Origin of the sequence: Acetobacterium bakii (assembly GCF_001263355.1) — a bacterium.
Taxonomy (GTDB): domain Bacteria; phylum Bacillota; class Clostridia; order Eubacteriales; family Eubacteriaceae; genus Acetobacterium; species Acetobacterium bakii.
Genome location: NZ_LGYO01000011.1, coordinates 149,286 through 175,563 on the forward strand (window position 1 = coordinate 149,286; position 26,278 = coordinate 175,563).

A 26,278-nucleotide genomic window follows, 5' to 3' on the forward strand; every position below is an offset into this window, starting at 1 on the left:
TTCGATCAATTGATCGAAGCCTGTCTGCATTTTGAACCTAAAGTTTTTCCCGAAAATGACGATGGTTAAGGTAGTCAGGCAATGCACAGATGCCAAAAGAAATGGGTCAAAGCTTTATCCTGGCGGATAAGCCGGAATAAATCAAAAAGAATTCAAATTTCCAAGGATTGTTCTAAAGTATTACCCTGGAATGACGATAAATACAATAAGAAGATAGAACAACATGAATCGTTCAGGAAGAATAAAATAAATAAGTTTATAATATTGATGGTATACTATTAATATTAAAGGGAGGTTTTAACTATGGTCATCTCATTTTCAAACAATACTAAATCGATACAACCAAAACAAACCCAGGACGTTACTACCGATCCTGTAAGAAATGCCGATACTGAAGAAAACGCAAAGTTTATTCGTAAAAATAAAGTAGATAGTACCGAAATTTCAAGCAGCCATAACGGATCCTTTGATGACAAACGATTGTCATCCGCAAAGTCCGCTATTTTATATGAAGTATCTGTAAAAGATACCGACCATATCAACGAATTAAAAGAAGCCGTTAAAAACGGAACCTACAAGATCCCAACAGAATTGCTTGCAGAAGAGATTCTGAAGTAAAGAAAACTATTATTCCGAGGAGGCTCAATATGTCAGAAACTAAAGATTACAAACAGGTACTTGATGCTTTTTATGAGTACCTTTTTGGCGTTTCAAAGCTCCATCGTGAAGCAGTGCCCAAATTAAAGGCCGAGCTAGCATTGATCCAGGAAGATGACATTGACGGACTCAACACAAATTTGAATCAGCAGCAGATCTTCCTGTATCAGATAAAAAGCTTTGACAAAGAAGTTGCCGGCTACATGAAGCAGCTGGGGGTATCCGGAAAAAACCTCTCCGAAGTGATTCTTAAGCTTCCTCAGGATGAGCAAATGCGATTTTATGAGCTGCTCAGTCAATTTGAGGTCACCATTAAAGAATTTCAGTTTTATAAAGAAAAATGCCAAACCATGCTTAATACAAAGCTCCATGTGGTCAATAAAAAGATTTCCGCATTCGAACTTAAAAAAGACAAAAAAACCTATGGGGAAGATGGTAAACAATCGGAAACCACAGCCTTCCCAAAGACTTTTGAAAAATCTATTTAATCAGTAAGGAGAAACTTCGATGGCATCAACATTTTCAGCATTTCATGTCGCGAGCAGAGCCATGGAAGCCAGCCAGGCAACCATTAATGTGACCGGTAATAATATAGCAAACATTAATACCGACGGTTATTCAAGACAACGGGTCGATATCAACTCAATTACCAGCAGCGGTGGTGTTCAAAAATATGCAAACCCAAAGGTGTCCACAGGTCTGGGGGCAAAAGCCGTGGGAACCAGCCAAATACGGGATCCTTTCCTGGATGCCCGGTTCCGAAGCCAGAATGCTGAGACCAGCCGCTACCAAACCATGGTTTCCGGATTGTCGGATTTGGAATCGGTTTTAGACGAGGCTCAAACCGACGGTTTGCAAAATGAATTGTCCAACTTTATCACCGACCTGCAGAGTTTTTCGGAAACTCCCACCAGTTCAGATATTGCCCAGGTAATACGGACATCCGCACAAAAGGTAACCCAGATCATCAATATGTATGCCAACCAGATTAAAGAGGTACGGACACAGCAGGTCAAAGATCTGGGTGTGGTGGTGGAGAATGATTTTAATGCCATTGTCAAGAGTATCGCCAATTTAAACGATCAGGTTCAAAAAGAAGAAATTTACGGAAACACCCCCAATGAGCTCTACGATCAGCGGAATTTACTGATTGATAAGCTTTCGGGTATTGCCAACATAAAAGTGACCACCAACCCTGAAAAGATATCTGAAAATTTATCCATTGACCGGCTGAGCATCTCGCTGGTCGATCCGAATACCGGAACATCAATTGGTTTAGTGGATAACAATTTATTCAATACTCTCAGTGTGAAAGACCAGGATGACAAGGTGGTCTTATCCTTAAACAGCAGCTTTACACTTGCAGGCAGCACCCCGGTAGACAACAACGATATCACAGAATTTATTTCCGATGGTGCCATAAAAGGCTATGTCGACCTGATCAACGGCAAGGGAACTTTTGCAGATATAGTCCAGGGTGAAAATGATGCCAGGGGAATTCCCTACTATGAAAAAACCATGGATGTATTTGCCGCTAAATTTGCGGATGTTTTTAATCGCATTAATTCGATCAATGACCCTCTGAATTCTACAGATCCGCCAACCGAGCCATTATTCACCAACTCAGACGGAACGACGACGAATATTACCGCCAAAGACATTCAGGTTTCCAGTGCCTGGTTAAAAGATCCAATGGAGATTAAAACAACCAATAACCCAATCGGCACTCCCGGGAGTGCCGATAATGTGCTGCGCATGATCAGTGCCATGAGCAAAGATCAGGAATTTAAAAAAGATTCGAACGCCTTGTTCTTCAATGGCAGTTTCAACGAATACTTGACCGGACAGCTCGGAGACGTTGCCATGGATGTGGGGCTTAATACCAATTTTGCCGACACCGCAGACAATGTACTGCAAAATATTTATACCGCCAGGGAGTCGGTTTCAGGGGTTTCCCTGAATGAAGAAGGCACCAATTTAATGGCTTTTCAAAAAGTTTATAATGCTGCCATCCGGTATTTTAATGTGCTTGACGAAAATCTGAATACCATCATTAACACCATGGGCCAGTAAGTATTGTTTAAATTTGGAAGGAACGTGAACCACGATGAGAATTACCTATAAAATGATGACCACCAAATACACCACGAATTTAAACAATATGTCCACCGAACTGGATCGCTTAAATACCCAGGTGGCTTCGGGACGAAAGTTTGCAAAAACCTCCGAAGATACATCTTCGGCCATCAAGGCCTATCAAATCAGACGGGATTTAGCCAAGCTTGACGGCTATCAGAACAATATTGCACATGCTTCCGATTATTTAACAAATTCCGAAACTAATCTGGGAGATATTACTGAAACCCTTGCGGATGCCACGGATAAAATACTCCAGGGTAAAAACGATACCCAAAATCCGGATACCCGAAAGATCATTGCCAACGAGCTACGGGTGATGCAGAAACAAATGCTGGACACCTTAAACAGCAAAGTCGGTGATAGTTATATTTTTGGCGGGTCTAATACTGTTGAAAAACCCTTTACTGTGGATGAAGATGGTAAGCTTCTGTATAATAAAATTGACGTGGACAGCCTGGATGATAGTACCCAAGCGCTAAAAGATACCCTGAATAATCTAAAAGCGGATTCCCTTTATGTGGATATCGGTCTTGGTGTTTCCGTTGATTCTGCAGGAACAGTTAATCCCAACACAATATTTAATTATTCCATTCCCGGAATTAATATCGTTGGGAATGGAACAACCACCATCGATGGGATAGCCGGAAATGTTTCCAATAATGCGTATAACTTATTGGGTAAAATTGCTGAACAATTTGAATCAGCAAATTACTCAAGCGATATTACCGACAAGTTATTCGGAAAGTTTCAGAGCGCAACCAGCCAGGCCAGCAAAGCGACCACTGAAATTGGCGCAAAAGCCAATTACCTGGAATTTATGAAGGAGCGCTACGATTCCCAGGAACTCAATCTGCAGACCCGGCAAACTGAGGTGGAAGGCATCGACGCCGCCTATACCTATATTTCGTTTCAAACCCAGAAAGTCGCTTACCAGGCGGCCCTGCAAATGGGTAACAGCATTATTCAATCATCAGTGTTTGACTATATGTCCTAAACAAAAATAGATTATTAAACGAAGGGGCTTTTTAAGGCTCCTTTTTAGGAGGGAAAATAATGGAACCGCTAATTACCATTGAAACAGTCCCCATTAAAATTGAATATGTGGAAAAAGAACCCCTGCGGATGTCATCGGTACATTCTCAACTGGTGGACGTTACCGGAGAACAGGGAAATGAACGGGTTGAAAGTCGCCCCATCAGAATTTCGGTCAAGGATTCTTTTGAGCCGAGCTCGGTTTACAACTGGAACAACCTTACCTATACCGCCACGGCAAAATACGGCGATGATGGCAACCTCAAGCTTGAGGTCAGCATGGAGGATGGCGAGGCAAAGCCCATCCATTTCAAGGAAATCACCCGCAACATTGACCATATGGCAGATTTGCTCGTTTCGTCTGAAGCCCAGACTGGTGAGGATTCCGCCAGCATGGAGATCAGCTTTGATATGGGCGGGCTTCCCAGTGGCATGCCCAGCGCCACTAATCAGAACATCCAATTTTTCCCGCCGGACATCGAATTGAAAATGACCCAGCGCCCCCAGGTCATTATCAAATACGTGGGAGGCCCCATTTATGTGCCCATGAGTGCCGATCCCGACTACGTTCGGCCGGAGGGACTCATGGAAATGCCGGAGCTGGCCCAGGGCCTGAAAATGGACCTTAAGGTCTGAATGAAAAATAATTATAAAAAAAATAAAAAGTTTTTAAAAATTCACTAAAGTATCTCAGCCGAAGACCGATATATAAGTCAGAAGCAAAGAAAGCTTAATAATTTGGCTAACCTATCGTACGGAGGAAAGCCTCAATCAATTCAACCTGGGTCGGGGGTTACTGGCAAAATAAATTAATGGAGGAAACAAAAATGAGAATCAATCATAATATCGCAGCACTGAACACCTATAACAAATTGTCGGCAAACCAGGCAGCTACTTCCAAGTCATTGGAAAAATTATCATCCGGTTTAAAAATCAATAAAGCCGGGGATAATGCCGCAGGCTTAGCCATTTCCGAAAAAATGCGTGGCCAGATCAGAGGCTTAGATCAAGCATCTGCCAATGCCAGCGATGGCATTTCTTTAATCAATACTGCTGAAGGCGGATTAAGCGAAACCCATTCTATTTTACAGAGAATGCGGGAATTAGCGGTACAGTCTTCAAATGATACCAACACCACGACAGATCGTAAAGAAATTCAGAAAGAAATTGATCAATTAACTTCTGAAGTAGATCGAATTTCCACCGATACCGAATTCAATACCCAGAAACTTTTAAATGGAGATAAAGCAACAAAAATTAACACAAATGGTTATGCAGGAATCACAAGTCCTAATGATGTCAGCGTCGAGAAAAGTGTCGCAACAGGTACTTATACCGCTACTGTTGCTGTCGAAGCTGCAACAGTAGCGCAGTCAACTACTTATAACCAAATAGCGACTAAAACAGATGCATCAGGAGATGTGAAAAGTTTTACATTTGCTGGGGCATCCGGAGGTTCTTATTCAGGAACGGTAGTAGCAGCTGGTAGTACCGTTGCAGGGAGTGGCGTCGCAGCTGCAGGGAGTGGCGCTGATAGTTTGGCTACGGCACTTCATTTGGCTAAGGGTGATTATACAATAGAGCTAAAATCAGAAGGTTCAGGAGGTATTGACGCTACATTTATTTTGAAAAATTCTGCAGGAACTGAAGTTGCTTCAGGTACTGCAACTGGTTCTGGTGTTACTGTATCAGGGATTAAATTCACATCAGCTACAGGTAGTGGAACATTGACCACTAGTGATTATTCAGCTGTTTCTGGTAGTATTGGTACATCATCGGACTTAACAGTTGCAGCTGGTTACAAAATTGGTGCTACTGGGGCAGCGACAGTTTCTTCAGGGCTAGAAGCCGCGAGCAATCTTAATGTCACATTGTCGAGTACGGCAGCGATTGGTGATTCCTTTACGATAAACGTTGGTGCAGCAGCCAAACCAGAGGCGACTTTAACTGGAGCTGATTTGGACAAGGGAACCTATACGATAGCCGTTACTGCTTATGATAAAGCTTTAGATACAGCAACAATTGCTCTTCAAGATGCAAATGGCAATGCTGTTAAAGATACCGCTGGAAATGCTGTTACGTATAGTGGATCCTTGACTAGTGACAATATATCTCTTGCAGGAGTAAAAGTGACCGGAAGCTCAGTTACCGGCACCGGTACCAGTACCTTTGAAATTACAAAAGCGCAAGTATCGGAAGTTGCATTAACGAATTCTGCCGGTGCCGAAGTAGAGGGACTTACATTCAACCTAAATGAAAATGCTGTAAATGGTGAAACATTTACCGTTAATGTGGATGCAAGCAATGAAATGAAATTCCAGATTGGTGCCAATGAAAAGCAGAGCACGGCCTTGTCAATATCGGCAATGGGATCTAAAGATTTAGGGATTGACAAATTAGATTTAACCACTCAGGCTGGTGCAGATGCTGCCATCACGACGATTAACGATGCCATTACATCAACATCATCAGAACGTGCAAAACTTGGTGCTGTACAGAATCGTTTGGAACATACCATTAACAACTTGAGTACATCTTCAGAAAATGCAACATCAGCTGAATCGCGTATCCGTGACGTTGACATGGCCAAAGAAATGATGGAATTCACTAAGAATAATATTCTTTCTCAGGCTGCTCAGTCAATGTTGGCACAAGCAAATCAACAGCCACAAGGCGTGCTACAATTATTACAGTAATCAATTTAAAGTTTCGCAATTAATAACTTCACAAAAGACCACCCTAGGGTGGTCTTTTGTGGTTTATTTTAAAATAGGCAACTTCATTTAGAGAGAATTACTAATAATTTAGGTAATACGTTAATATTATTGGTTGCAAAGCCTCACGGTTTTCATTGGAATTGTTTCATTATTATGATAAAATATTAGTGAGAACTTAATTGATGTTTTAAGCCATCGGGAAGACCAAGTTCAGATTTAAGAATAGAATGAATAGCACAGGGTGCCGAAGTTAAGTGTTGAGATAAACCTAATGTAGCAGATGTTTAACAAGTTGTGCAATGATTGTATAATCACGAAAAAGGGGATCAGAATCTGATGAGGATTCAATCTTATGAAAAGCTTGGCAAAAAGTCCGCGCACAGCTAAATATTTAGCAACATTAGCCGATATTAATACTAAGAAGTACAATTTCAAACCAGGTAGACAGGATGGTCTTTCTTGTGTTTTAATCCTAATATTTTTTAAAAGGTAACACGAAATTATTGCCAAGGGTGCAATGCCCTTAAGTAATTATAAACAATTGATTATAAAGCGTATACAATTGAAGGAAGAAGGTAAAATATGGTAATTCACTTACAAGATGAAGTCTTAGAATTTGATAATGATCCAAAAATAATAGAACAAATGCTGACTACGATTAATGAAAAATTGGATGAAAAAAAACTAAAGTTTTCGCATCTCATTGTTGATGAAACCCCAATTTATGGTGACTATTATAATTATTTTATTGAGCATATAGAAAACACGAAAAAGATAGAAGTTGTACTGCTGACAATTACTGATTTAGTCAATGAATCTATAATAACCGCTAACGATTATATCAGTAATGCAATTCCCTTAATCACTCAATTAGCAGAAGGATTTTATCAGCAACCCGATAAAGAAACATGGACTAAATTAAACGATTTATTTGAAGGCGTTCAGTGGATTATCGAATCATTAACCCAGATTGATACCATTAAGAATTTAAGTAACATGGTTAATGATTACGAAACTTGGAATGAATATGTTCAAGGCGTATCGAAACTTAGTGCCATTATTCCTGAACTTGAAAGCGCTATCATCGCAAAAGACATTATTTTGATTGGTGATATGCTTTTGTATGAAATAAAACCAATATTTAAAAGTATGTTTGATAAATTACAATTTTTATTACCTAGGTTGGAGGAAGACAGTGTTAGCTGATAATATTATATTTTTAAAGAAAAATTATCCTGAAATATACAATGCACTAAAAAAAAATGAAGAGTCTGCTGACCAAAATTCTATTACGCAAGAAGACACCAGGAGTAGTCATAAAACTTTAAAAGTTAAACAAGCTGAAAAGTTTCTATATTTGCATAGTAAATACGATCCAATTCATGAGGCCGAAGCCATCATTGATAAATTAGAAGAAAGAGAAGACATTGATGATAAAACCCATGTTGTTTTTTACGGATTAGGTTTAGGATATCATATCGACGCTTTTGTCAGGAGATTTCCAGATACGACTTTTTCACTATATGAGCCGTCTATCGAAGTGTTTCAGCATTTTTTGAGTCTTGAAAATATCAATAATCTACCGATGAAGAAAATACATACAATTCAATGTGAGTATAAACCTGAAGCAATGGATGAATTTTTTAATAAACTTTTAAGTAATACAGACGAAAAAACGGTTATTATGGATTTGCCAATTTATCAAAGTATATTTAAGGAACAATATATTCTTTTTTTTGATGGGTTTAGAGCGGTAGTTAAAAGCAATAGAAGTTCATTGAATACAAATTATGCTTTTAAAAAAAGATGGGTAATAAATAGCGCTATTAACTTTAAAAAGGTTCTTAACACACCAAATATTATTATTGAAAATAATGGTGTGTTTAAAAAAAAAATAGCGATTCTAGTTTCTGCAGGGCCATCCCTGGATTATGAAATTGAAAATTTAAAGTTGATTAAAGAAAAAAAACTGGCTCATATCTTTGCGGTGGGATCAGCTCTGAATACATTGATTCATAATAATATATACCCCGATGCAATGTGCACCTATGATCCTTTAGAAGAGAATCAAGCAGCGTTTATTAAGGTTAATGAATTGAATATTACGACGATACCAGTTATTTTTGGTAGCAGTGTGGGATTTGAAACACTACAGAACTATCAAGGCCCCAAATATCATATGATTACCAGCCAGGATACCGTTTCGCAGTTTTTTTTAAATCTGGTTAATGGTGAGGAGTTAGTTACAGTGAAGGATGCACCATCTATTGCAGTTGTGACTTTAGAACTACTCCATAAGCTTGAGTTTGATCAAGTCATTCTTGTGGGTCAAAATCTAGCCTACAAAGATGGTAAGCATTATGCTGAGGGAATTGACTATCAAATAACAATTGATAAGGAAAGGGATGAACATTTAATAAAAGCAGTTGATGTTAGTGGAGATGCCATTTTAACTAGTGAAAGCTTTAATTCAATGAGAAAACAAATTGAAGCGACCATTAAAAATTTTGATATGGTTGTCATTAATACAACCTTAGGAGGTGCTCATATTGAGGGAACTCAATTCATGCCAATGAGTGATGTTATCAGTAAAAAGTTGAAAGCATCTATTTTAGTAGGGGATGAATTTAAAAATATCCTTCAATCTGAAATCTATGACAAGGTTTATTTAAAAGTTCAACTGGTGAAAATGACTAAGGCATATGAAAGCTATCAAAGGTTATTAACTTTATTAAAACAGCAGCTTATTAAGGTTGATGAATTGGTCGTGAATAAAAACACGAAGCAAAGCAGTTTAATGTATCAAAAATTAGATAGCTTATTGGTTAAGTTAGAAGCAAATGAATTTGGAAAAGTATTTGCTTTGCCCATGAATAGGGTTGAGCATGAATTATTAGCCATTAATGTTCAACGCATAAAAATTAATAAAAACGAATTAAAAAAAATACGCGAATTAATAGCCTATGTGGATCCCTTTATTAATTTACTCAGTTGTGACTCTCAATTAAATCAAAAGATTATGGAAATACTTACAGAAAGTATCGGCTCCATATTCAGTGAAGATCAAAAAAAGAAATTTTAGAAGTATTAGAAATAGAAATTTTTGCTATAGAAAATAGTTAGGAGATCGGATGTTAACAGGCAAAGTTATTTTAATTACAGGTGGAACAGGTTCGTTTGGTAAAAAATTTACAGAAATGATTTTAAATAATTTTGATGTAAAAAAAATAATCATCTATTCCAGAGATGAATTCAAACAGGATGTAATGAACAAAGAATTTTCATTGAAATTTCCTGACAAAATTGAAAAAATAAGATTTTTTATTGGGGATGTCAGGGATAAGGACAGACTTTATAGGGCTTTTAACAGAGTGGATTATGTCATCCATGCGGCAGCAATGAAGCAGGTACCTGCCTGCGAATATAATCCTTTTGAAGCCATAAAAACAAATATAAATGGAGCTCAGAATGTCATCGATGCTGCCCTAGATCGAAATGTAAAAAAAGTAGTTGCCCTTTCAACAGATAAGGCAGTTAATCCCATCAATTTATATGGCGGAACAAAATTGGTTTCAGATAAACTGTTTGTAGCGGCTAATTCTTATGCTGGAGTCGATGGCACTGTTTTTTCCGTGGTAAGGTACGGTAATGTAGCCGGAAGCAGAGGCTCTGTCATCCCGTTCTTTAAAGACATACTTAAAACGGGATGCAAAGAGTTACCGATTACAGATATTAGAATGACTCGATTTTGGATAACCCTAGATCAGGGGGTTGAACTTGTTTTAAAAGCTTTGAATGAGTCAAAGGGTGGAGAAACATATATATCGAAAATACCTTCCTTTAAAATAACAGATTTAGCAGAGGCGATGCTCCCAGAGTGCAAGCTTAAAGAAGTAGGAATCAGAGAAGGTGAAAAACTTCATGAAGTGATGATCACAAAGGATGACTCAAGATATACATATGAATACTCAGAGCATTATATTATATATCCGCATTTTAATTGGTGGAATGCAGAAAAACATTTAACACTTCAGGGAAAGCTTATTGAAGAAGGTTTTGAATATAATTCAGAGACGAATACTCAATGGTTAGAAGTCAGTGATTTAAAAAAAAAGTTATTAGAGTCGGAGGAGTAAATGAAAATAGCTTTTAAAGGCGGAACACCAGCACGAGATATTTTCATTCCGTATGGCAAACAATATATTGATGAGCATGATATTGAAGCTGTTACCAAAGTACTAAAATCACCATACTTAACAACTGGCCCTAAAGTTGAAGAATTTGAAAAGAAATTATGCGGTATTACCGGAGCAAAGTATGCTATTGCCTTATCAAGTGGAACATCAGCATTACACGCAGCCTGCCATGCGGCTGGAATTCAGCAAGGTGATGAGGTAATAACGACTCCAATGACGTTCGCCGCATCAGCAAATTGTATATTATATTGTGGCGGAACACCGGTATTTGCAGACATTGACGCAGGAACATGGAATATCAAGCCGGAAGAAATTGAAAAAAATGTAACAAGCAAGACTAAAGCAGTTATAGCCGTTGATTTTACAGGGCAGGCTGTTCAATTAGATGAAATCCGAGATATCTGCAAAAGATATAATCTAATACTGATTGAAGATGCAGCACATGCAATCGGAACTAAATATAACGGTATCCCAGTTGGAAATATTTCTGACTTAACAACCTTCAGTTTTCATCCTGTAAAAACAATCACATGCGGAGAAGGTGGAGCAGTGTTAACAAACAATGAAGAATACTATAAAAAAATCATGCTTTTTCGTTCTCATGCAATAACTCGAGAAATTGACGAAATCTCGCAGCATCCTTTCAATGGATACAACGAGCAGATCGGATTGGGTTATAATTACAGAATGACAGATATGCAGGCGGCGCTTGGAATAAGTCAATTGGATAAGCTTTGGATTTTCTCGAATAGAAGAAGTGAAATAGTCAAAAAATATAATGAAGCTTTTTCTGAAATACCGCAACTTACAATTCAGCAAGAAATACAGGAATCAGATACGACTCGACATCTTTACATCATAAGAATTAAGTCTTCTTTACTGAAAGTTAATAGAAATGAAATATATAAAGCATTAAATGCGGAGAATATTGGTCTTCAAGTTCATTATATCCCAGTATATTACCATCCTTATTATCAATCACTTGGTTATAATAAGGGGATTTGTCCCATTGCAGAAAAATTATATGAAGAAATTATTACAATACCATTATATTTTTCATTAACAGATGATGATGTGCAAGATGTTATAAAAGGAATTAAGAAGGTTATCAATTATTACAAATGCTAGATTTTTACGTGAATGTGTAATCTTCGAATTGTGTTGTAGAAACCGAAATAGAATAAGCACTGAACATAGTTATGCTTGATTTAGAGAATAATGAATAACTTTTTACCATGTGATAAATGAAAATAATTAGATGAGGTAAATAAATTGGTAATAGCCATCATACAAGCTCGAACTGGTTCAACCAGATTACCTGGGAAAATTTTCATGGAATTTAGTGGGAAATCTAACTTATTTCATGTTTACAACAGGGTCCAAAAAAGCAAGAAAATTGACAATGTTATAATCGCTACAACTGATAAAAAGGTCGATGATGCGGTGTTTGAATTTTGTGTGAAAGAGAAGATTAATTGTTATAGAGGCAGTGAAGATGATGTGCTGGATCGCTTTTATCGATGTTGCAAACCGCTTGATTTATCAAAGAAAGACATCATCGTCAGGATAACCGCAGATTGTCCGCTTATTGATCCAGTTATTATTGATGAAGTGATTGCATTTTTCGAAGAAAACCAATATGATTACGTTTCAAATGGCATAGAACCAACTTATCCTGATGGTTTAGATGTGGAAGTTTTTTCATTTTATGCATTAAAAAAATCTTGGGAGGCTGCAAAATTATTATCAGAAAGAGAACATGTGACACCCTATATCATAAACAATGAGAAATTATTTAAAATAGGAAGTTATAAAAACAACACAGACTTATCTCATTTTCGTTGGACCTTGGATGAAATAGAAGACTATCAATTGATTGGTGAGATTTATAAAAACCTCTATTCGGAGGATAAGATGTTTACAACCCAAGATATCCTTTCATTTTTAAATGACAAGCCTCAATTAAAGATGATTAACAGTAAATATGCCAGAAATGAAGGCTACTTAAAATCAATAGAAGAAGATAAAAAAATTGAAAGCAGTGATTTAGATGAATAATCGATTGTGCTTAGGGACTGTTCAATTTGGTCTTGATTATGGTGTGAATAATAAAAAAGGAAAACCGAGTAAAGATCATGTATTTGAAATGTTGGACATTGCTGTTGACCGAGGGCTCCAATATTTTGATACAGCTGCGGCCTACGGGAATGCAGAAGAATTAATAGGCGAATACGTAGCAAGCAGAGGGATTAAGAATAAGTTGGAAATTATATCAAAATTAAAACCGAATTTAATTGATACTAACAGTAAAAGCCCAGAAACTGTCGTTGAAAAAGAAATAATAAATTCGTTGAAGAAAATGAATCTAGAAGCATTAAATGGTTATTTGCTCCATACTCCGACAGATTTTTATAATTCAGAAATTATGGAGGGCCTCGTTCGATCAAAAGAAAAGGGACTGGTTAAAAACATTGGGGTTTCAATTTATGAATTCAGCCACGCAATGGATGTCGTTTCTTCAGATAGCGTAGATTATATTCAAGTTCCATATAGTATTTTTGATCAGAGAATGGATCGAGATCTTTTCTTTCAAAAGGCAAAAGGAAACAATGTAAAAGTTTTTGCAAGAAGTGCTTTTCTGCAAGGCCTTTTAGTGATGGATGGTGACAGCTTACCCCATCACTTGGAACATGCCAAAAGATATTTGAAAATTTATGAAGAAATTTTAAATAAATATAGGATGACAAAAATTGAAGGCGCGATACATTTTAGTTATGATAATCCCAATATTGATTATGTGGTATTTGGAGTGGATAATAAAGAGCAACTGATCAAAAATCTTGATATTGTTGACAAAAATGAGATTAATAAAGATTATTTAAATAGCATAAAAGCAGCATTGTCAAATATTGAAGAAAGTATCATTTTTCCCAGTCTCTGGGCAAAAAAGTGAGGTTTTTGCATGGATAAATACAAGAAAAGCAATGAATTGTTAAAAAAAGCGAGAGAGCTGACTCCGTTAGGTGCCCAAACTTATAGTAAGAGTTTTCGTTATTATTGCGAAGGTTATTCACCCTCATTTATTGAGAGAGGAAAAGGTTCGCATTTATGGGATGTCGATGGAAATGAATACATTGATTTTGTTTGTGCATTGGGTCCCATTACAGTTGGCTATAATGATGAGCGTATCAATGAAGCCATTATAAAACAATTGGAAAAAGGGATCATATTTTCACAGCCATCTCCCATATCCATTGAATTAGCCGAAAAATTAGTCGAAATTATTCCCTGCGCTGAAATGGTTCGTTTTGTGAAAAATGGATCAGATGCCACAGAAGCCGCGGTAAGATTGGCCAGAGCTTATACAGGAAAGGATATCATTGTTTCCTGCGGTTATCATGGCATGCATGACTGGTACATAGGATCAACAGCTAATCATCGCGGTATACCGAAAGAAATAAGACAGCTGACGAAAAGTGTTGACTATAATAATGCTGGGGCACTCGAAAAGTTATTAAGCGAATATGAAGGTCAGATAGCTGGCGTCATACTGGAACCGATACAGGGAAATGGCCCTGAAGAAGGATATTTACAAAGACTGAGAGAACTTACACAGGAAAATGGTGCAGTTTTAATTTTTGACGAAGTCGTATCAGGCTTTAGATACGCGATGGGCGGTGCGTCTGAGCTTTATAATGTAGCCCCGGATCTGATTGCATTTGGAAAGGGAATGGCCAATGGAATGCCGATTTCTGCGGTGGCGGGTAAAAAAGAAATAATCGATTTAATTTCAGAAGGGGTATTTGTTTCAACAACATTTGGGGGGGAAACATTATCAATGGCAGCGGCTATAAAAACCATAGAGATTTTGGAAACTGAAAATGCTTTTGAAAAATTCTGGTCCTTAGGTAAGCATATGAAGGAAGGCCTTGAAAACTTAATTTCACAAAATAACTTGGGGGATGTACTGCTTATAAGCGGTCTTGGTCCACATTGTGGATTAATCTTTAAGGGCATTGGCGATTTAAGTTACTTGGACATTAACACTACTTATCAACAAAAGATGATCGAAGAAGGGATTCTTAGCTTAGGAATCAATAATATAAATTTATCCCATTCAAAAGAAGAGATCGACGCGTATTTGATTGCTGCTGATATGGGGATGCACGATATTAAAAAGGCAATAAATAATAATTCTATAGCTGGCATGACTAAAGGTGGAAAAATTGAGCCAATCTTTAAAAGATGATTTAAAAGCAAAAAAAGAAAAAAATAAATTAATTTATTAATTTTAATAAATTTTTAACGATAAATTAGTAATTGTGAAAGTCTTATGTTAAATAATTTTAGTCATTACTAGGTTATGATGGGGAGGTTACAATAAAAAATGAAACTGGGAGTGATTATTAAAATGAATCAACAACTTTGTATATGGTGTAAGTCAAATATACATATGGAGGAATAACATGAAAATAATTTATGCCAGTTGGGAAAAGAGAAATCTTGGCGTGAACTGTGAGGAACTAAATGCTGGGTACAATGATTCTCTGAACGAATTCATTGTTTTTATAAGGGAATTGAAGGCAGAATATCAAGTTGTAAAGATTCCAGCTGGTAGAACTGATATGCTTTTAACAGCACAGAGTTTTGGATTTCAAGTAATTGAGCTGAACATACAACTGTCAAGAATAATGAATAAGTATTCACTACCAAGTATCTATAAAAGATTTGAGGCAGTAATAAATGTAGTGGAAGCAGAAAAAAAAGATATTAAATTTGTTTTGGATGAAATTAAAAAGGGAGATTTATTTGTAACTGATAAAGTGGCTAGAGACCCATACTTTTCAACACGAAAATCTGGAAATCGATACTACGAATGGTCAAAGGATGTTTTAGATCAAGGTGCACACCTTTATTTGGCCCAGTACAAGGGTATGAATGTCGGTTTTGGATTAAACCGTTCGGATGACGGCCATTTTTATGATGCTTTTTTAGGAGGGGTTTTCCCGCAATACGCCAATAAGGGATTAGGTTTTTTAACTTTACATACAAATTTAATGTCAATAGCCTCACAAGGTGGTAATAAAGTGAAAACAGGGGTTTCATCAAATAACAGTTCGATACTTAGATTGCATTTGTTATTTGGATTTGATATTCAGGAAATGAAGTACATATTAATAAAACATGCATAGAAAGAATCAATAGCATTTAGGTATATGAATAAGACACAATACTTTTAAATACAAAGCGAAAGAAACAAGCAAATTCTAAGTTGCTTAATCGGATTAAAGAACCATACTTTCAGGAGAAAAATACATGAATATATCAGATTTTGATTTTAACTCGGAAAAAACATTTATTATTGGAGAGTTATCTGCAAATCATAATGGAAGTCTAGATGTGGCCTTGAAAACTATTCGGGCGCTTAAAGATATTGGAGCAGATGCAGTAAAAATTCAAACATACACGCCGGATACTATTACATTAGATTGTAATAATTCGTATTTTCGGATTACACAGGGTACAATATGGGATGGAACCACATTACATCAATTGTATCAAACCGCATTTACACCATGGGAATGGCATAGCCAAATATTTGAAGTGGCAAAAGAACAGGGATTGATTTGTTTTTCTTCTCCATTTGATAAAACAGCAGTAGATTTTTTAGAGGAATTAGATGTTCCAGCGTATAAAATTGCCTCCTTTGAAATTACAGATACAAATCTAATTGAATATGCTGCAAGCAAAGGAAAACCGATGATTATCTCTACTGGTATTGCTACAATTGGTGAGATTCAAGAAGCAGTCAATATCTGTAAGCGAGTAGGAAATGAACAGATTATTCTTCTTAAATGCACAAGCGTATACCCATCGCCCAAAGAGTCAATAAACTTAAGGACTATTCCCAATTTGAAAGAGACTTTTAATGTTATTTCAGGACTTTCCGACCATACTTTAGGAATATCTATACCAATTGCAGCAGTGGCTTTAGGTGCCAGAGTAATTGAAAAGCATGTAATTTTGGATAAATCTATAGGTGGACCAGATAGTTCTTTTTCGCTAGAGATTAGTGAATTCAAACAAATGGTTGATTCAATAAGAGAAGTTGAAAAAGCTATGGGTACTGTAAGCTATGACCTCGATTTAAAAAGCTTAAAGAGCAGAGAGCATGTTAGATCTTTGTTTTTCGCACAAGATATGGAGCGAGGAGAAGTTATTAACGAAGAGAATGTTCGCTCTGTTAGACCGGGATTTGGTTTGGAACCTAAGTATTTTAACGATATATTGGGTAAAAAAATTGTAAAGGCAGTTAAAAAAGGCACGCCCGTAGCATGGAAATTAGTAGAATTATAAAGCTTCGAATTTTTAAAGGAAAGATAATATGTATATGGAGATTATATTTGTGAATTTGCTCTAAAAAACACTTGCAATCAACTTAAATGAAAGCATTGCAAATTATAAAAGAAAATTATTAGGAGTAATGATGTTAGGAATAAGAGTTGATGCAAATGCTGATATAGCAACTGGTCACATAATGCGCTGTTTATCGATTGCGTATGGAATGAGAAATATTGGTTTAGATTGCTTATTTATTGTAGCTGATGAAAACGGAAAAGAAATATTAGTTCCATATGGGTTTGAAATTATTTGTTTAAACTCTCAATGGAATCAACTGGACCAGGAAACAAAGCAACTTGTAGAAGTTATTCACAAGCTTAAAATAGATAAACTGATTATTGATAGCTATTATGTAACAGCTCAATATTTAAAAGAGTTAGAAGCAGTTATAAAAGTCATCTATATTGATGATGTGAATTTATTTCAATATCCTATTTCAATGGTTATCAACTATGACATTTTTCTTAATAAAGCTTCTTATTCTAAAAGCTATAAGGGATCTTCCACGCATTTGTTGCTTGGGAATAATTATGTTCCATTGAGAGAAGAATTTATGGGATTGTTGCCACAATACAGAGAAAAAGTTGGAAGAGTATTAATCACCACAGGAGGAACGGATCACTTTAATGTGGTCGGGAATTTATTGAACAGAATTATTAAAGAAGGTTTATTTAACGATATAGAATTTCATGTGATAGTGGGGATAATGAATAAGAATTATGAACACTTAAAAAACTTGGCTGAGGTAGGCAATTCATTTATATTGCATAAAAATATTAAGAGAATGGCGAAGTTAATGAGCAGTTGTGATATAGCAATAACTGCCGGTGGTACAACAATTTACGAATTGTGCGCGTGCGGTGTTCCTACAATAAGTTTCTCTTTTGCAGATAATCAATTGTGTGGCGTGAAAGGTTTTGCAAAAGAGGGAATCATGTCTTATGCAGGTGATGTACGGTATATAGGAGATCAATGCATCACAAATTTAATAGATTATTTAGAAGAATACATAAATCGTGCTGATATTAGAAAAGAAAAGTCCATAAGCATGAGAAAAAAGGTTGATGGAAATGGTGTAAAACGTATAGTTAAATATATTAATGATTTATAACAAGTTTTAAATTGTAATAATTTTGTTCGAGAATTAAATAATAAACAGGGTATGAAAAATTAAAAAATATTTTAGTAATATAGTTTAATAATTTTCTTCGCAAATATGGCTTATGTACTCCTCAGTTCATTCCGACAAATATATAAGGAAATAATTTTATGCAGAGTTTATTCTGAGAAGGAAATCCGCTTATTAATGCACTAATGGAAAGTTGCAGCATGCTAAAAAGAGAATTGTTATAATTGATTTATTTCTATTTGAAATAAAAAAGTCAATGTTTTCAACAAACAATAGTGATATGTTGAAGTTACTCAATTATGGGTTGTGAATATAGAGAAATTAAATATGGTTACATTTGACATAATTAATTAATGAGGGAATGATGTTTAAAAATAAAAATATAATGATTACCGGTACAAATCGAGGGATCGGTCGAACAATGTTAGAAGCATTTGCTAGAGAAGGTGCCAATATATGGGCACACGCCCGAAAAGAAACGTCTGAGTTTACAGAAAATCTGAAACATGTTTCAGAAATAAATGCGGTGGAGATAATGCCGATTTTTTTCGATATGACAAATAGTCTGGAAATGAAGCAAGCAGTAAAAGAGATCTCTGATTCGAAAAAAACAATCGATGTTCTAGTCAACAATGCAGGTATCGCCCATGGCGGTTTGTTTCAAATGACGTCACTGGAAAAAATGCGTGACGTTTTTGATGTGAATTATTTTTCGGTATTGGAGTTGACACAATTAATATCGCGTTTAATGGTTCGCCAGAAAAAAGGAAGTATAATAAACATTGCATCTATTTCAGGATTGGATTTGAAAGCAGGAAATTGTGCCTACGGAACTTCTAAAGCGGCATTAATAGCGGCTACTAAAGTCTTAAGTTATGAATTAGCTCCTCAAGGAATCAGAGTCAATGCTATTGCACCAGGGTTAACAGATACTAACATGACAGTTTTAATGGAAAAAAAAGCTGGAGATGCCATGGTACGGGAGACTGCTCTAAACCGATTAGGATTACCGGAAGAAATTGCCCAAACTGCTATTTTTTTAGCATCGGATAAAGCGTCTTTTATTACTGGTCAAACACTACGCGTGGATGGAGGAATGTAAAATGAATCATGATAGATTATTAGAAAAATGCAAAGCGGTTTCACATCAAATGCGTAAGGATTCATTAAAAATGTCACTAAGAACGGGTGCAGTTGGAGCACATCTGGGCGGTGGGCTTTCTATGATTGAAATAATGGCGGTTCTTTATACTGCTATTTTGAAATATGATTTAAAAGAACCGGAAAACGAAGAAAGAGATCGTTTTATACTTAGTAAAGGACATGGTGTTTTGGCATTATATACAGCGCTTAATCAGGCCGGATTTATTCCGGACGAGGATTTAGATTCATTCAAATCCAACGAAACCTATCTTTATGGGCACCCTTCAATGGACATAAAAAAGGGCATTGAATTTTCAAGTGGGAGCTTAGGACAAGGCCTATCACTCGGGGTGGGAACAGCATTGGCCCTAAGGCATAAAAAAAATGAGACGTCACGGATTTATGTGCTTTTGGGAGATGGCGAGTGTGATGAAGGGTCGGTTTGGGAAGCAGCAGCTTCGGCTGCCCACTATAAACTTTCAAATCTCATTGCAATCATTGACGAAAATGAGTTGCAATATGATGGTCCCACTCATGAGGTCTTATCAATGGGCAGTTTTTCTCAAAAATTCGAGAGCTTTGGTTGGGATGCCATAAACGTTGATGGGCATAGCCTCAAAAGTTTATATGATGCATTTACACAGATCCGCGAAAAACCCCTTGCAGTTATCGCCCATACCATAAAAGGAAAAGGGATTTCTTTTATGGAAAATAAACGTGAATGGCATCATTCCAGACTTTCACAAAAACAATATGAAGTAGCTATCCAGGAATTGGAGGAGAAAAAATGATAGAATATACTCCGAAAAACATAAAAACCTGGGCCCGATTAGGTTCTTGTGGAGCATTTGGTATTGCCGCAACAGAAATACCTGAAGAAGACGATAATGTTGTAATGTTAACATCAGATCTATTATATTACTCAGGCTTAGAGCGTTTTAAAAACAAATATCCGGATCGTCTTTACAATATGGGTATTGCAGAGCAAAACATGGTAGGTGTTGCTGCAGGTATGGCGAAAGAAGGTTTAAATCCTTTCGCAACAACCTATGCTACATTCGCAACAACCCGTTGTTGCGATCAAGTGCGAGTCAATATGGGATACATGAAACTTGGTATAAAATTAGTTGGGCTAACATCAGGCCTTTCAGTAGGAATTTTGGGAGCAACCCATATGAGTATTGAAGATATGGCGATTATGCGTTCGATTCCTAACATCACAATTCTTTCACCTGCTGATTGTACAGAAACAATCAAAGCGACCATTGCAGCAGCAAAGCATAAGGGACCGGTCTATTTGAGATTAACAGGGGTAATGGGGAATCCGGTGGTATACAAGCAAGATTATGATTACCAAATTGGCAAAGCAATTACGCTCAAAGAAGGAACGGATATTAGTATTATTGCTACTGGAACCATGGTATATTACGCACTTGAAGCATCGAAAGAATTAGAAAATAAAGGGATTTCGTGTAAAGTTGTGGATATGCATACAATAAAACCATTAGATAAAAAAAGCATCAAAGACGCATGTGACGGAAAACTTATTGTAACCCTGGAAGAACATAGTATTATTGGTGGACTCGGAAGTGCTGTTGCAGAAGTACTAGCAGGGTGCAAAAAAAGACCACCACAATTAATCATTGGGATAGCTGATGAATATAAACATGCTGGATCTTATGAATATCTTCTGCAAAAATATGGTTTAACAACAACACAAATCGTTAATAAAATTAACAATAAATATAGTGAGGTAAGATAAATTGACAAATATTGAAAAGTATATTCAATCTTTCACCGCGGCATTTGATATCGAAGCAGAACAATGTGAGGGATTAGAATATCAAGGCATTGAAACCTGGGATTCCGTTGGACATATGGGTCTTATTGCAGAATTGGAAGACGTTTTTGATATCATGATGGATACTGACGATATCATTGATTTTAGTTCCTTTGAAAAAGGAAAAGAGATTTTAGGGAAATATGATGTGGAGTTTTAATAACCACAAAGAAAAAGTTGCAGCCATTCAGGAGAATGGACAATCCATAACCTATGGACAATTGGAAGAAGTCTCGCATGAAATAAGTATGCAAATTCCACATCGAAGCCTTATCTTTTCACTGTGCGAAAATAGCATTGGCTCTTTAGTGGGTTATACGAGTTTTCTTAATAACCAGATGGTACCACTCCTTTTAGACAGTGGATTGGATCAAGAACTATTAGACAATCTCATTGAAGTCTATCAACCCGGCTATTTTTGGATTGCTAATCAAAAAAAAGCAGCTTTCTTACAACAATATCCCCAATGTCTCCAGACGTGGGAAGCGTATGATTACGCTTTGATTAAAACCCCTTATGATGTGACACCACTACACGAAGACCTAGCATTGTTACTCACGACCTCTGGATCCACAGGAAGTCCTAAATTAGTGCGACAAAGCTATAAAAATATTGAGTCTAATGCGAAAGCCATTGCCGAATATTTAGAAATCACGGATCAAGAGCGCCCCATTACAACGCTTCCAATGAATTACACTTATGGGCTGTCCATTATCAATAGCCATTTGTGTCAGGGAGCGACTATTCTTTTAACCAACAAAGGACTGATGCAAAAAGAATTTTGGACGTTTTTCAAGCAAGAAGAAGCCACTTCTTTTGGCGGCGTTCCCTATACCTTTGAAATGCTCAAACGGTTGCGCTTTTTCAGAATGGCATTGCCCAGTCTACAGAGCATGACCCAGGCAGGAGGAAAGCTTTCACCAGAACTGCATAAAGAATTTGCCCAATATGCCCAGGATCATCAAAAACGTTTTTATGTCATGTATGGACAAACCGAGGCGACTGCACGGATGTCATACCTACCATACAAGGAATCTTTGAAAAAATATGGGAGTATGGGTATTGCCATTCCAGGTGGAAAATTTTCACTTATTGATGTCGATGAAAAAAAAATTACAGAGCCTGAAATTACGGGGGAACTGGTATATCAAGGGCCAAATGTCACTTTAGGTTACGCTGAAAAAAGAGATGATCTATTAAAGGGTGATGAAAACCAAGGCACCCTCATCACAGGAGATATGGCAAAGCAAGATGAAGACGGTTATTATTACATTGTTGGTCGAAAAAAACGGTTCATTAAAATTTTTGGTAATCGCGTGAATCTTGATGAAACTGAAAGAATGCTAAAAGCTGCCTTTGAAGATATGGGTTGTGCGTGTAGTGGAATCGATGATAAAATGTCAATCTACATCACCGATGAGTTACACAAAGAAGCTGTGAAAAAATTTGTTTCAAAAAAAACAGGGATTCATTTTTCAGCCTTTACGGTGAACTACATCCCGGAAATTCCTATAAATGAAGCGGGAAAAACACTTTATATTAAATTAGAAGAATAATGAGAGTTGAACTTAACAAAGTTGAAAAAGTATCTGGAAAAGAGGGCAGCCATGATAGATTACAACCAAATATTGAATATCCCACCCTATTCTTATCGCAAAAAAGAAAAAGAAGATTTTCTGACTGCGATTCTGGGTGAGTTGACAAAACATCATTATCAAAAAAGTCCTCTCTATAAAAGAATGATGGATACCTTAAACTTTAATCCTGAAGCAGTCATAAAAAGTTATCAGAACATTCCGTTTCTGCCAGTAAGTCTCTTTAAAGAGCTTGACCTAAAAAGTATTAATGATGATGAAATTTTTAAAACCATGACCTCTTCAGGGACTACGGGACAAGCGGTATCAAAGATATATTTAGACAAAGAAACCGCAAGTCACCAACAAAAGACCCTGGTAAAAATCGTCTCAAATTTTACCGGATCAAGTCGAATGCCCATGCTCATCATTGATTGTTCATCTGTCATTAAAAACAGAGCCATGTTTTCGGCCAGAGGTGCAGGTATTCTGGGGTTTTCTATTTTTGGAGCGAATAAAACCTACGCTTTAGATGATGACATGAATCTAAATTTAGAAGTGATTGAGGCTTTTTTAGAAAAGCATCAGGGTAAACCCATTTTTGTTTTTGGGTTTACCTTTATGATATGGCAGCATTTCTATAAAGAACTTAAAAAGCAAAACATAAGGATTGATTTATCCCAGGGGATATTGATCCATGGTGGTGGTTGGAAAAAATTGAAAAATGAAGCGGTGAGCCCTCAAGCTTTTAAAGAGTGCCTTAATGACGTGTGTGGGATTACAAAGGTTCACGACTATTATGGTATGGTTGAACAAACTGGTTGTATTTATATGGAATGTGAAGAAGGCCATCTCCACGCCAGTATTTTTTCAGATATCATCACCCGGAGACCGATTGACTTTACACCCTGTGATATTGGTGAAACCGGTATCATCGAAGTGGTTTCAATTTTGCCAAAATCCTATCCTGGACATATATTGCTAACCGAAGACGAAGGTGTGATTTTAGGAGAAGATGACTGTCCCTGCGGACGCCTGGGTAAATACTTTGGAATACATGGCCGTCTGAAAAATGCTGAGATTAGGGGGTGTAGTGATACTTATGAATCACAAAAATAATGACGACATTCTAAATGAAATAAAATATGCTATTGGAACAAATAAAACGCTTGAGGCTATGCCAACGCTTAAACCATTTCAGCCCTTTGATGAAGAAATCATTAGTTATCTGAATGCCCTGTCAAAAGATATTTTAAAAAATAAAGAAGCCAAAGTCTATCCGGATGTTATTACCTTCGGTTTTTGGTGTCGCAAAGCTTCCATAAACATCCAGAAAAAAGCTTATGAACACACAATTCATAAGCGATATGGAAGAGGGGTTGCTTTTCACATTGCCCCATCAAACGTACCTGTTAATTTTGCCTACTCGATGGTAGCAGGGTTACTGGCTGGGAATGCCAATATTGTCAGGCTTCCTTCAAAAGATTATCAACAAGTAGACCTGATCCTTGAATCCATGGAACGAACCTTGAAAGACCCTGAATATCAAGCCTTGCGACCGCATTTTTGTTTGATTAGATATGGTCACTCCGAAAAGATCACAGAGTTTCTGTCAGCTCTGTGTGATACCCGGATTATATGGGGCGGTAACCAGACCATCACTGCTATCAGAAAAGCGCCGCTTAAACCCAGAGCCATTGAAATCAATTTTGCAGATCGTTATTCCATGGCGATCATTGATTCAGATCAGTATCTCAAAGCAACCAATAAAGAAAAAATAGCGCGAGACTTTTACAATGATACCTATTTAACTGATCAGAATGCATGCACATCGCCAAGAATTATCTTTTGGATGGGGAATAACATTAATGGAGCTAAAGAAGAATTCTGGCAAGCACTTAATACCATCGTACAGGATCAGTATACTGTGCAAGGGGTACAAGCCGTGAGTAAATTGGCAACCCTGTGCAAGCTTGGTGCAACTCATGAAGGCATTCGTCGAATACAAACAAAAAACAATCTGATTATTAGAGTAGCGTTGGAAAATATTGAAAAAGATTTAATGGATTATCGATCAAACAGTGGCTATTTTATGGAATACAATCTAGAGACACTTGTGGAGTTGTTGCCACTCTGCCAAAGTCAATTCCAAACGTTATCCTATTATGGAGTAGATCTTAAGAAGATAGAAAATTTTATAAAAGAGAATCGGCCTCAGGGAATTGACCGTGTAGTACCAATGGGTACTACCATGGATTTTGAACTTGTTTGGGATGGAATAGATTTGATTGAACGATTGACAAGGTTTGTGAAGACAAATGTTTGATCTGTGCAGCACCTGTGTTACATTTTACCATTTACAAAAACCGTCTATGAAATGCTTTTCCTTATTTCATAAACGGTTTTCTGAAATAAGGTATTAACAAAACGTATTATATATATTTTTCTTCGCGAGTAAGCACAGGTATTTTATTTTTAAAATCGAATAAGTAGCTGCAATTTTTTGTTTCAATTCGATGATTTGGAATAACAATATCAGTAGATTTGTTAAAGGAAATATTATAGTTTTCCATCACCAGATCGAACAGTTTTAAATAATCAGCATCAACACCATGACCAGGAGACTTAAACACATCGTTAATATTTGAGTGACCAACTTTATGCAAAAAGCATTTTTTCATTGGGAGACAAAGCTTTTCTTTGTCTTGATATCGAATTAATGAGTCTTCGGTTCCATGAAAAGAATGAATGGTGCACTTGTTCCTGAAATGCTTATAAAGAAAAGTTAAATTATAAATATCTAAATCGATATCTTCGAACGATCTAATAAAATAATGGAAAATATTTTGACTATCACCGATATTCAAATATCGATCAGACAATAAGTATACAGGATATAACCAGCTCGAATTGTCAATGATTAAATTGTATAACCCTGGAGCAAATATATTAGATAAATAAGAAAGATAAGCACCATGGGAATGCCCATATGAAACAATCTTACTTGCATTAAAAATCAAGTTGTTGTCTTTTAAAATTTCTGAAATCATTATTACACTGAAAATATTATCCAATGCCTGCATTGGCCCCATGTCATTGAAATTTTCCTTAGTTTCCTCAAAAACATCATATTGCATAAATTCCCAGCCAAAATAGTTGCACTGCACGGTGACCATATTGTATTGATCCGCAAAATAAGATCTCATCTTTCTATATACATTTGAATTGGCATTGCCGCCAAAACCTGCAATAATATTTAAGATTCCAGTATCGTCATTAACGCCATTTTCCGGTTCTGAAAAAAGATGTCAAGCTTTCTTGAATGAATATTTCACGGTAATGATACCAACGATATTCAATTGGATACCGGCAGTACACACATTGATACTGACAACGATTCACAAATCAATACTGGCTATTCATGGAATGATACCGCTGCCTAAAGTTCG

At 36.6% G+C, this 26,278-nt stretch carries 24 protein-coding genes; 23 read left to right on the forward strand and 1 reads right to left on the reverse strand.

The features are described 5' to 3' along the window. The first annotated feature begins 303 nt into the window (after positions 1-303). The 23 genes from AKG39_RS05785 to AKG39_RS05895 all read left to right on the forward strand — a co-directional run bounded on the left by AKG39_RS05785 (position 304) and on the right by AKG39_RS05895 (position 25,155). Entirely contained in the window at positions 304-618 is a 315-nt protein-coding gene (locus tag AKG39_RS05785) for a flagellar biosynthesis anti-sigma factor FlgM (protein WP_050739415.1), read from the forward strand. Between the two features lie 29 nt (positions 619-647). Further along, positions 648-1,145, forward strand: coding sequence for a flagellar export chaperone FlgN (gene flgN, locus AKG39_RS05790; RefSeq protein WP_050739416.1), 498 nt, complete (start codon positions 648-650; stop codon positions 1,143-1,145). A gap of 19 nt (positions 1,146-1,164) precedes the next feature. Next, positions 1,165-2,730 (forward strand): flagellar hook-associated protein FlgK, encoded by a 1,566-nt coding sequence (flgK, locus tag AKG39_RS05795; RefSeq protein ID WP_050739417.1) that lies wholly within the window; start codon positions 1,165-1,167, stop codon positions 2,728-2,730. Between the two features lie 34 nt (positions 2,731-2,764). Continuing rightward, positions 2,765-3,790 carry a flagellar hook-associated protein FlgL gene (flgL, locus tag AKG39_RS05800; RefSeq protein WP_050739418.1) on the forward strand — a complete coding sequence of 342 codons (1,026 nt, stop codon included), beginning with the start codon at positions 2,765-2,767 and terminating at the stop codon, positions 3,788-3,790. Between the two features lie 59 nt (positions 3,791-3,849). Continuing rightward, positions 3,850-4,464 (forward strand): hypothetical protein, encoded by a 615-nt coding sequence (locus tag AKG39_RS05805; protein WP_050739419.1) that lies wholly within the window; start codon positions 3,850-3,852, stop codon positions 4,462-4,464. A gap of 191 nt (positions 4,465-4,655) precedes the next feature. Beyond that, complete coding sequence (locus tag AKG39_RS20655) at positions 4,656-6,524, forward strand: flagellin N-terminal helical domain-containing protein (protein WP_050739420.1); 1,869 nt, start codon at positions 4,656-4,658, stop codon at positions 6,522-6,524. A 603-nt stretch (positions 6,525-7,127) separates the two neighbouring features. Next, complete coding sequence (locus AKG39_RS05815) at positions 7,128-7,751, forward strand: hypothetical protein (RefSeq protein WP_050739421.1); 624 nt, start codon at positions 7,128-7,130, stop codon at positions 7,749-7,751. Further along, entirely contained in the window at positions 7,741-9,627 is a 1,887-nt protein-coding gene (locus tag AKG39_RS05820; protein WP_050739422.1) for a motility associated factor glycosyltransferase family protein, read from the forward strand. Before AKG39_RS05815 ends, AKG39_RS05820 begins: the two co-directional genes overlap by 11 nt. 49 nt (positions 9,628-9,676) lie before the next feature. Then, entirely contained in the window at positions 9,677-10,681 is a 1,005-nt protein-coding gene (gene pseB, locus AKG39_RS05825) for a UDP-N-acetylglucosamine 4,6-dehydratase (inverting) (RefSeq protein ID WP_050739423.1), read from the forward strand. Further along, positions 10,682-11,869: a UDP-4-amino-4,6-dideoxy-N-acetyl-beta-L-altrosamine transaminase gene (gene pseC, locus AKG39_RS05830; protein ID WP_050739424.1), complete on the forward strand. Its 1,188-nt coding sequence runs from the start codon at positions 10,682-10,684 to the stop codon at positions 11,867-11,869. 144 nt (positions 11,870-12,013) lie between these two features. Continuing rightward, a complete protein-coding gene (locus tag AKG39_RS05835; protein WP_050739425.1) occupies positions 12,014-12,799 on the forward strand; it encodes a cytidylyltransferase domain-containing protein in 786 nt (261 codons plus the stop codon). Next, positions 12,792-13,694, forward strand: a complete 903-nt coding sequence (locus AKG39_RS05840; protein ID WP_050739426.1) for an aldo/keto reductase — start codon at positions 12,792-12,794, stop codon at positions 13,692-13,694. Before AKG39_RS05835 ends, AKG39_RS05840 begins: the two co-directional genes overlap by 8 nt. Before the next feature lie 9 nt (positions 13,695-13,703). Next, positions 13,704-14,990: an aspartate aminotransferase family protein gene (locus AKG39_RS05845; RefSeq protein ID WP_050739427.1), complete on the forward strand. Its 1,287-nt coding sequence runs from the start codon at positions 13,704-13,706 to the stop codon at positions 14,988-14,990. Between the two features lie 217 nt (positions 14,991-15,207). Further along, entirely contained in the window at positions 15,208-15,933 is a 726-nt protein-coding gene (locus AKG39_RS05850; RefSeq protein ID WP_050739428.1) for a GNAT family protein, read from the forward strand. Between the two features lie 124 nt (positions 15,934-16,057). Continuing rightward, positions 16,058-17,098 (forward strand): pseudaminic acid synthase, encoded by a 1,041-nt coding sequence (pseI, locus tag AKG39_RS05855; protein WP_050739429.1) that lies wholly within the window; start codon positions 16,058-16,060, stop codon positions 17,096-17,098. Positions 17,099-17,228: 130 nt separating this feature from the next. After that, positions 17,229-18,254, forward strand: coding sequence for a UDP-2,4-diacetamido-2,4,6-trideoxy-beta-L-altropyranose hydrolase (pseG, locus tag AKG39_RS05860; RefSeq protein ID WP_050739430.1), 1,026 nt, complete (start codon positions 17,229-17,231; stop codon positions 18,252-18,254). A 382-nt stretch (positions 18,255-18,636) separates the two neighbouring features. Then, positions 18,637-19,374: an SDR family NAD(P)-dependent oxidoreductase gene (locus AKG39_RS05865; RefSeq protein ID WP_201780251.1), complete on the forward strand. Its 738-nt coding sequence runs from the start codon at positions 18,637-18,639 to the stop codon at positions 19,372-19,374. Between the two features lies 1 nt (position 19,375). After that, complete coding sequence (locus tag AKG39_RS05870) at positions 19,376-20,206, forward strand: transketolase (RefSeq protein ID WP_050739432.1); 831 nt, start codon at positions 19,376-19,378, stop codon at positions 20,204-20,206. Continuing rightward, a complete protein-coding gene (locus AKG39_RS05875) occupies positions 20,203-21,177 on the forward strand; it encodes a transketolase family protein (protein ID WP_050739433.1) in 975 nt (324 codons plus the stop codon). Before AKG39_RS05870 ends, AKG39_RS05875 begins: the two co-directional genes overlap by 4 nt. A gap of 1 nt (position 21,178) precedes the next feature. Then, complete coding sequence (locus AKG39_RS05880; RefSeq protein ID WP_050739434.1) at positions 21,179-21,415, forward strand: hypothetical protein; 237 nt, start codon at positions 21,179-21,181, stop codon at positions 21,413-21,415. Continuing rightward, on the forward strand, positions 21,402-22,811 hold the full coding sequence (locus AKG39_RS05885) for an AMP-binding protein (RefSeq protein ID WP_083439443.1): 1,410 nt from the start codon (positions 21,402-21,404) through the stop codon (positions 22,809-22,811). The genes AKG39_RS05880 and AKG39_RS05885 overlap by 14 nt, the downstream gene beginning before the upstream one ends. A 51-nt stretch (positions 22,812-22,862) precedes the next feature. After that, the gene (locus AKG39_RS05890; RefSeq protein WP_050739436.1) at positions 22,863-23,948 is read left to right on the forward strand and encodes a LuxE/PaaK family acyltransferase; all 1,086 of its coding nucleotides are present in this window, start codon (positions 22,863-22,865) and stop codon (positions 23,946-23,948) included. Further along, positions 23,932-25,155, forward strand: coding sequence for an acyl-CoA reductase (locus AKG39_RS05895; protein WP_050739437.1), 1,224 nt, complete (start codon positions 23,932-23,934; stop codon positions 25,153-25,155). Before AKG39_RS05890 ends, AKG39_RS05895 begins: the two co-directional genes overlap by 17 nt. 106 nt (positions 25,156-25,261) lie before the next feature. Here the strand turns inward: AKG39_RS05895 and AKG39_RS05900 are convergent, their stop codons facing one another. Continuing rightward, positions 25,262-26,035, reverse strand: coding sequence for a DUF2920 family protein (locus AKG39_RS05900; RefSeq protein ID WP_083439439.1), 774 nt, complete (start codon positions 26,033-26,035; stop codon positions 25,262-25,264). Positions 26,036-26,278 lie beyond the last annotated feature (243 nt).

Excerpts from the sequence above, each read along its gene's own strand:
- AKG39_RS05815 (WP_050739421.1), top strand. The coding sequence starts at position 7,128 with ATGGTAATTCACTTACAAGATGAAGTCTTAGAATTTGATAATGATCCA.
- AKG39_RS05885 (WP_083439443.1), top strand. The coding sequence starts at position 21,402 with ATGTGGAGTTTTAATAACCACAAAGAAAAAGTTGCAGCCATTCAGGAG.
- flgK (WP_050739417.1), top strand. The coding sequence starts at position 1,165 with ATGGCATCAACATTTTCAGCATTTCATGTCGCGAGCAGAGCCATGGAA.
- AKG39_RS05845 (WP_050739427.1), top strand. The coding sequence starts at position 13,704 with ATGGATAAATACAAGAAAAGCAATGAATTGTTAAAAAAAGCGAGAGAG.
- AKG39_RS05900 (WP_083439439.1), bottom strand. The coding sequence starts at position 26,035 with ATGAGATCTTATTTTGCGGATCAATACAATATGGTCACCGTGCAGTGC.
- flgL (WP_050739418.1), top strand. The coding sequence starts at position 2,765 with ATGAGAATTACCTATAAAATGATGACCACCAAATACACCACGAATTTA.
- pseI (WP_050739429.1), top strand. The coding sequence starts at position 16,058 with ATGAATATATCAGATTTTGATTTTAACTCGGAAAAAACATTTATTATT.
- pseB (WP_050739423.1), top strand. The coding sequence starts at position 9,677 with ATGTTAACAGGCAAAGTTATTTTAATTACAGGTGGAACAGGTTCGTTT.
- AKG39_RS05895 (WP_050739437.1), top strand. The coding sequence starts at position 23,932 with ATGAATCACAAAAATAATGACGACATTCTAAATGAAATAAAATATGCT.
- AKG39_RS05875 (WP_050739433.1), top strand. The coding sequence starts at position 20,203 with ATGATAGAATATACTCCGAAAAACATAAAAACCTGGGCCCGATTAGGT.
- AKG39_RS20655 (WP_050739420.1), top strand. The coding sequence starts at position 4,656 with ATGAGAATCAATCATAATATCGCAGCACTGAACACCTATAACAAATTG.
- flgN (WP_050739416.1), top strand. The coding sequence starts at position 648 with ATGTCAGAAACTAAAGATTACAAACAGGTACTTGATGCTTTTTATGAG.
- pseC (WP_050739424.1), top strand. The coding sequence starts at position 10,682 with ATGAAAATAGCTTTTAAAGGCGGAACACCAGCACGAGATATTTTCATT.
- AKG39_RS05890 (WP_050739436.1), top strand. The coding sequence starts at position 22,863 with ATGATAGATTACAACCAAATATTGAATATCCCACCCTATTCTTATCGC.
- AKG39_RS05840 (WP_050739426.1), top strand. The coding sequence starts at position 12,792 with ATGAATAATCGATTGTGCTTAGGGACTGTTCAATTTGGTCTTGATTAT.
- pseG (WP_050739430.1), top strand. The coding sequence starts at position 17,229 with ATGTTAGGAATAAGAGTTGATGCAAATGCTGATATAGCAACTGGTCAC.
- AKG39_RS05865 (WP_201780251.1), top strand. The coding sequence starts at position 18,637 with ATGTTTAAAAATAAAAATATAATGATTACCGGTACAAATCGAGGGATC.
- AKG39_RS05850 (WP_050739428.1), top strand. The coding sequence starts at position 15,208 with ATGAAAATAATTTATGCCAGTTGGGAAAAGAGAAATCTTGGCGTGAAC.
- AKG39_RS05870 (WP_050739432.1), top strand. The coding sequence starts at position 19,376 with ATGAATCATGATAGATTATTAGAAAAATGCAAAGCGGTTTCACATCAA.
- AKG39_RS05785 (WP_050739415.1), top strand. The coding sequence starts at position 304 with ATGGTCATCTCATTTTCAAACAATACTAAATCGATACAACCAAAACAA.
- AKG39_RS05805 (WP_050739419.1), top strand. The coding sequence starts at position 3,850 with ATGGAACCGCTAATTACCATTGAAACAGTCCCCATTAAAATTGAATAT.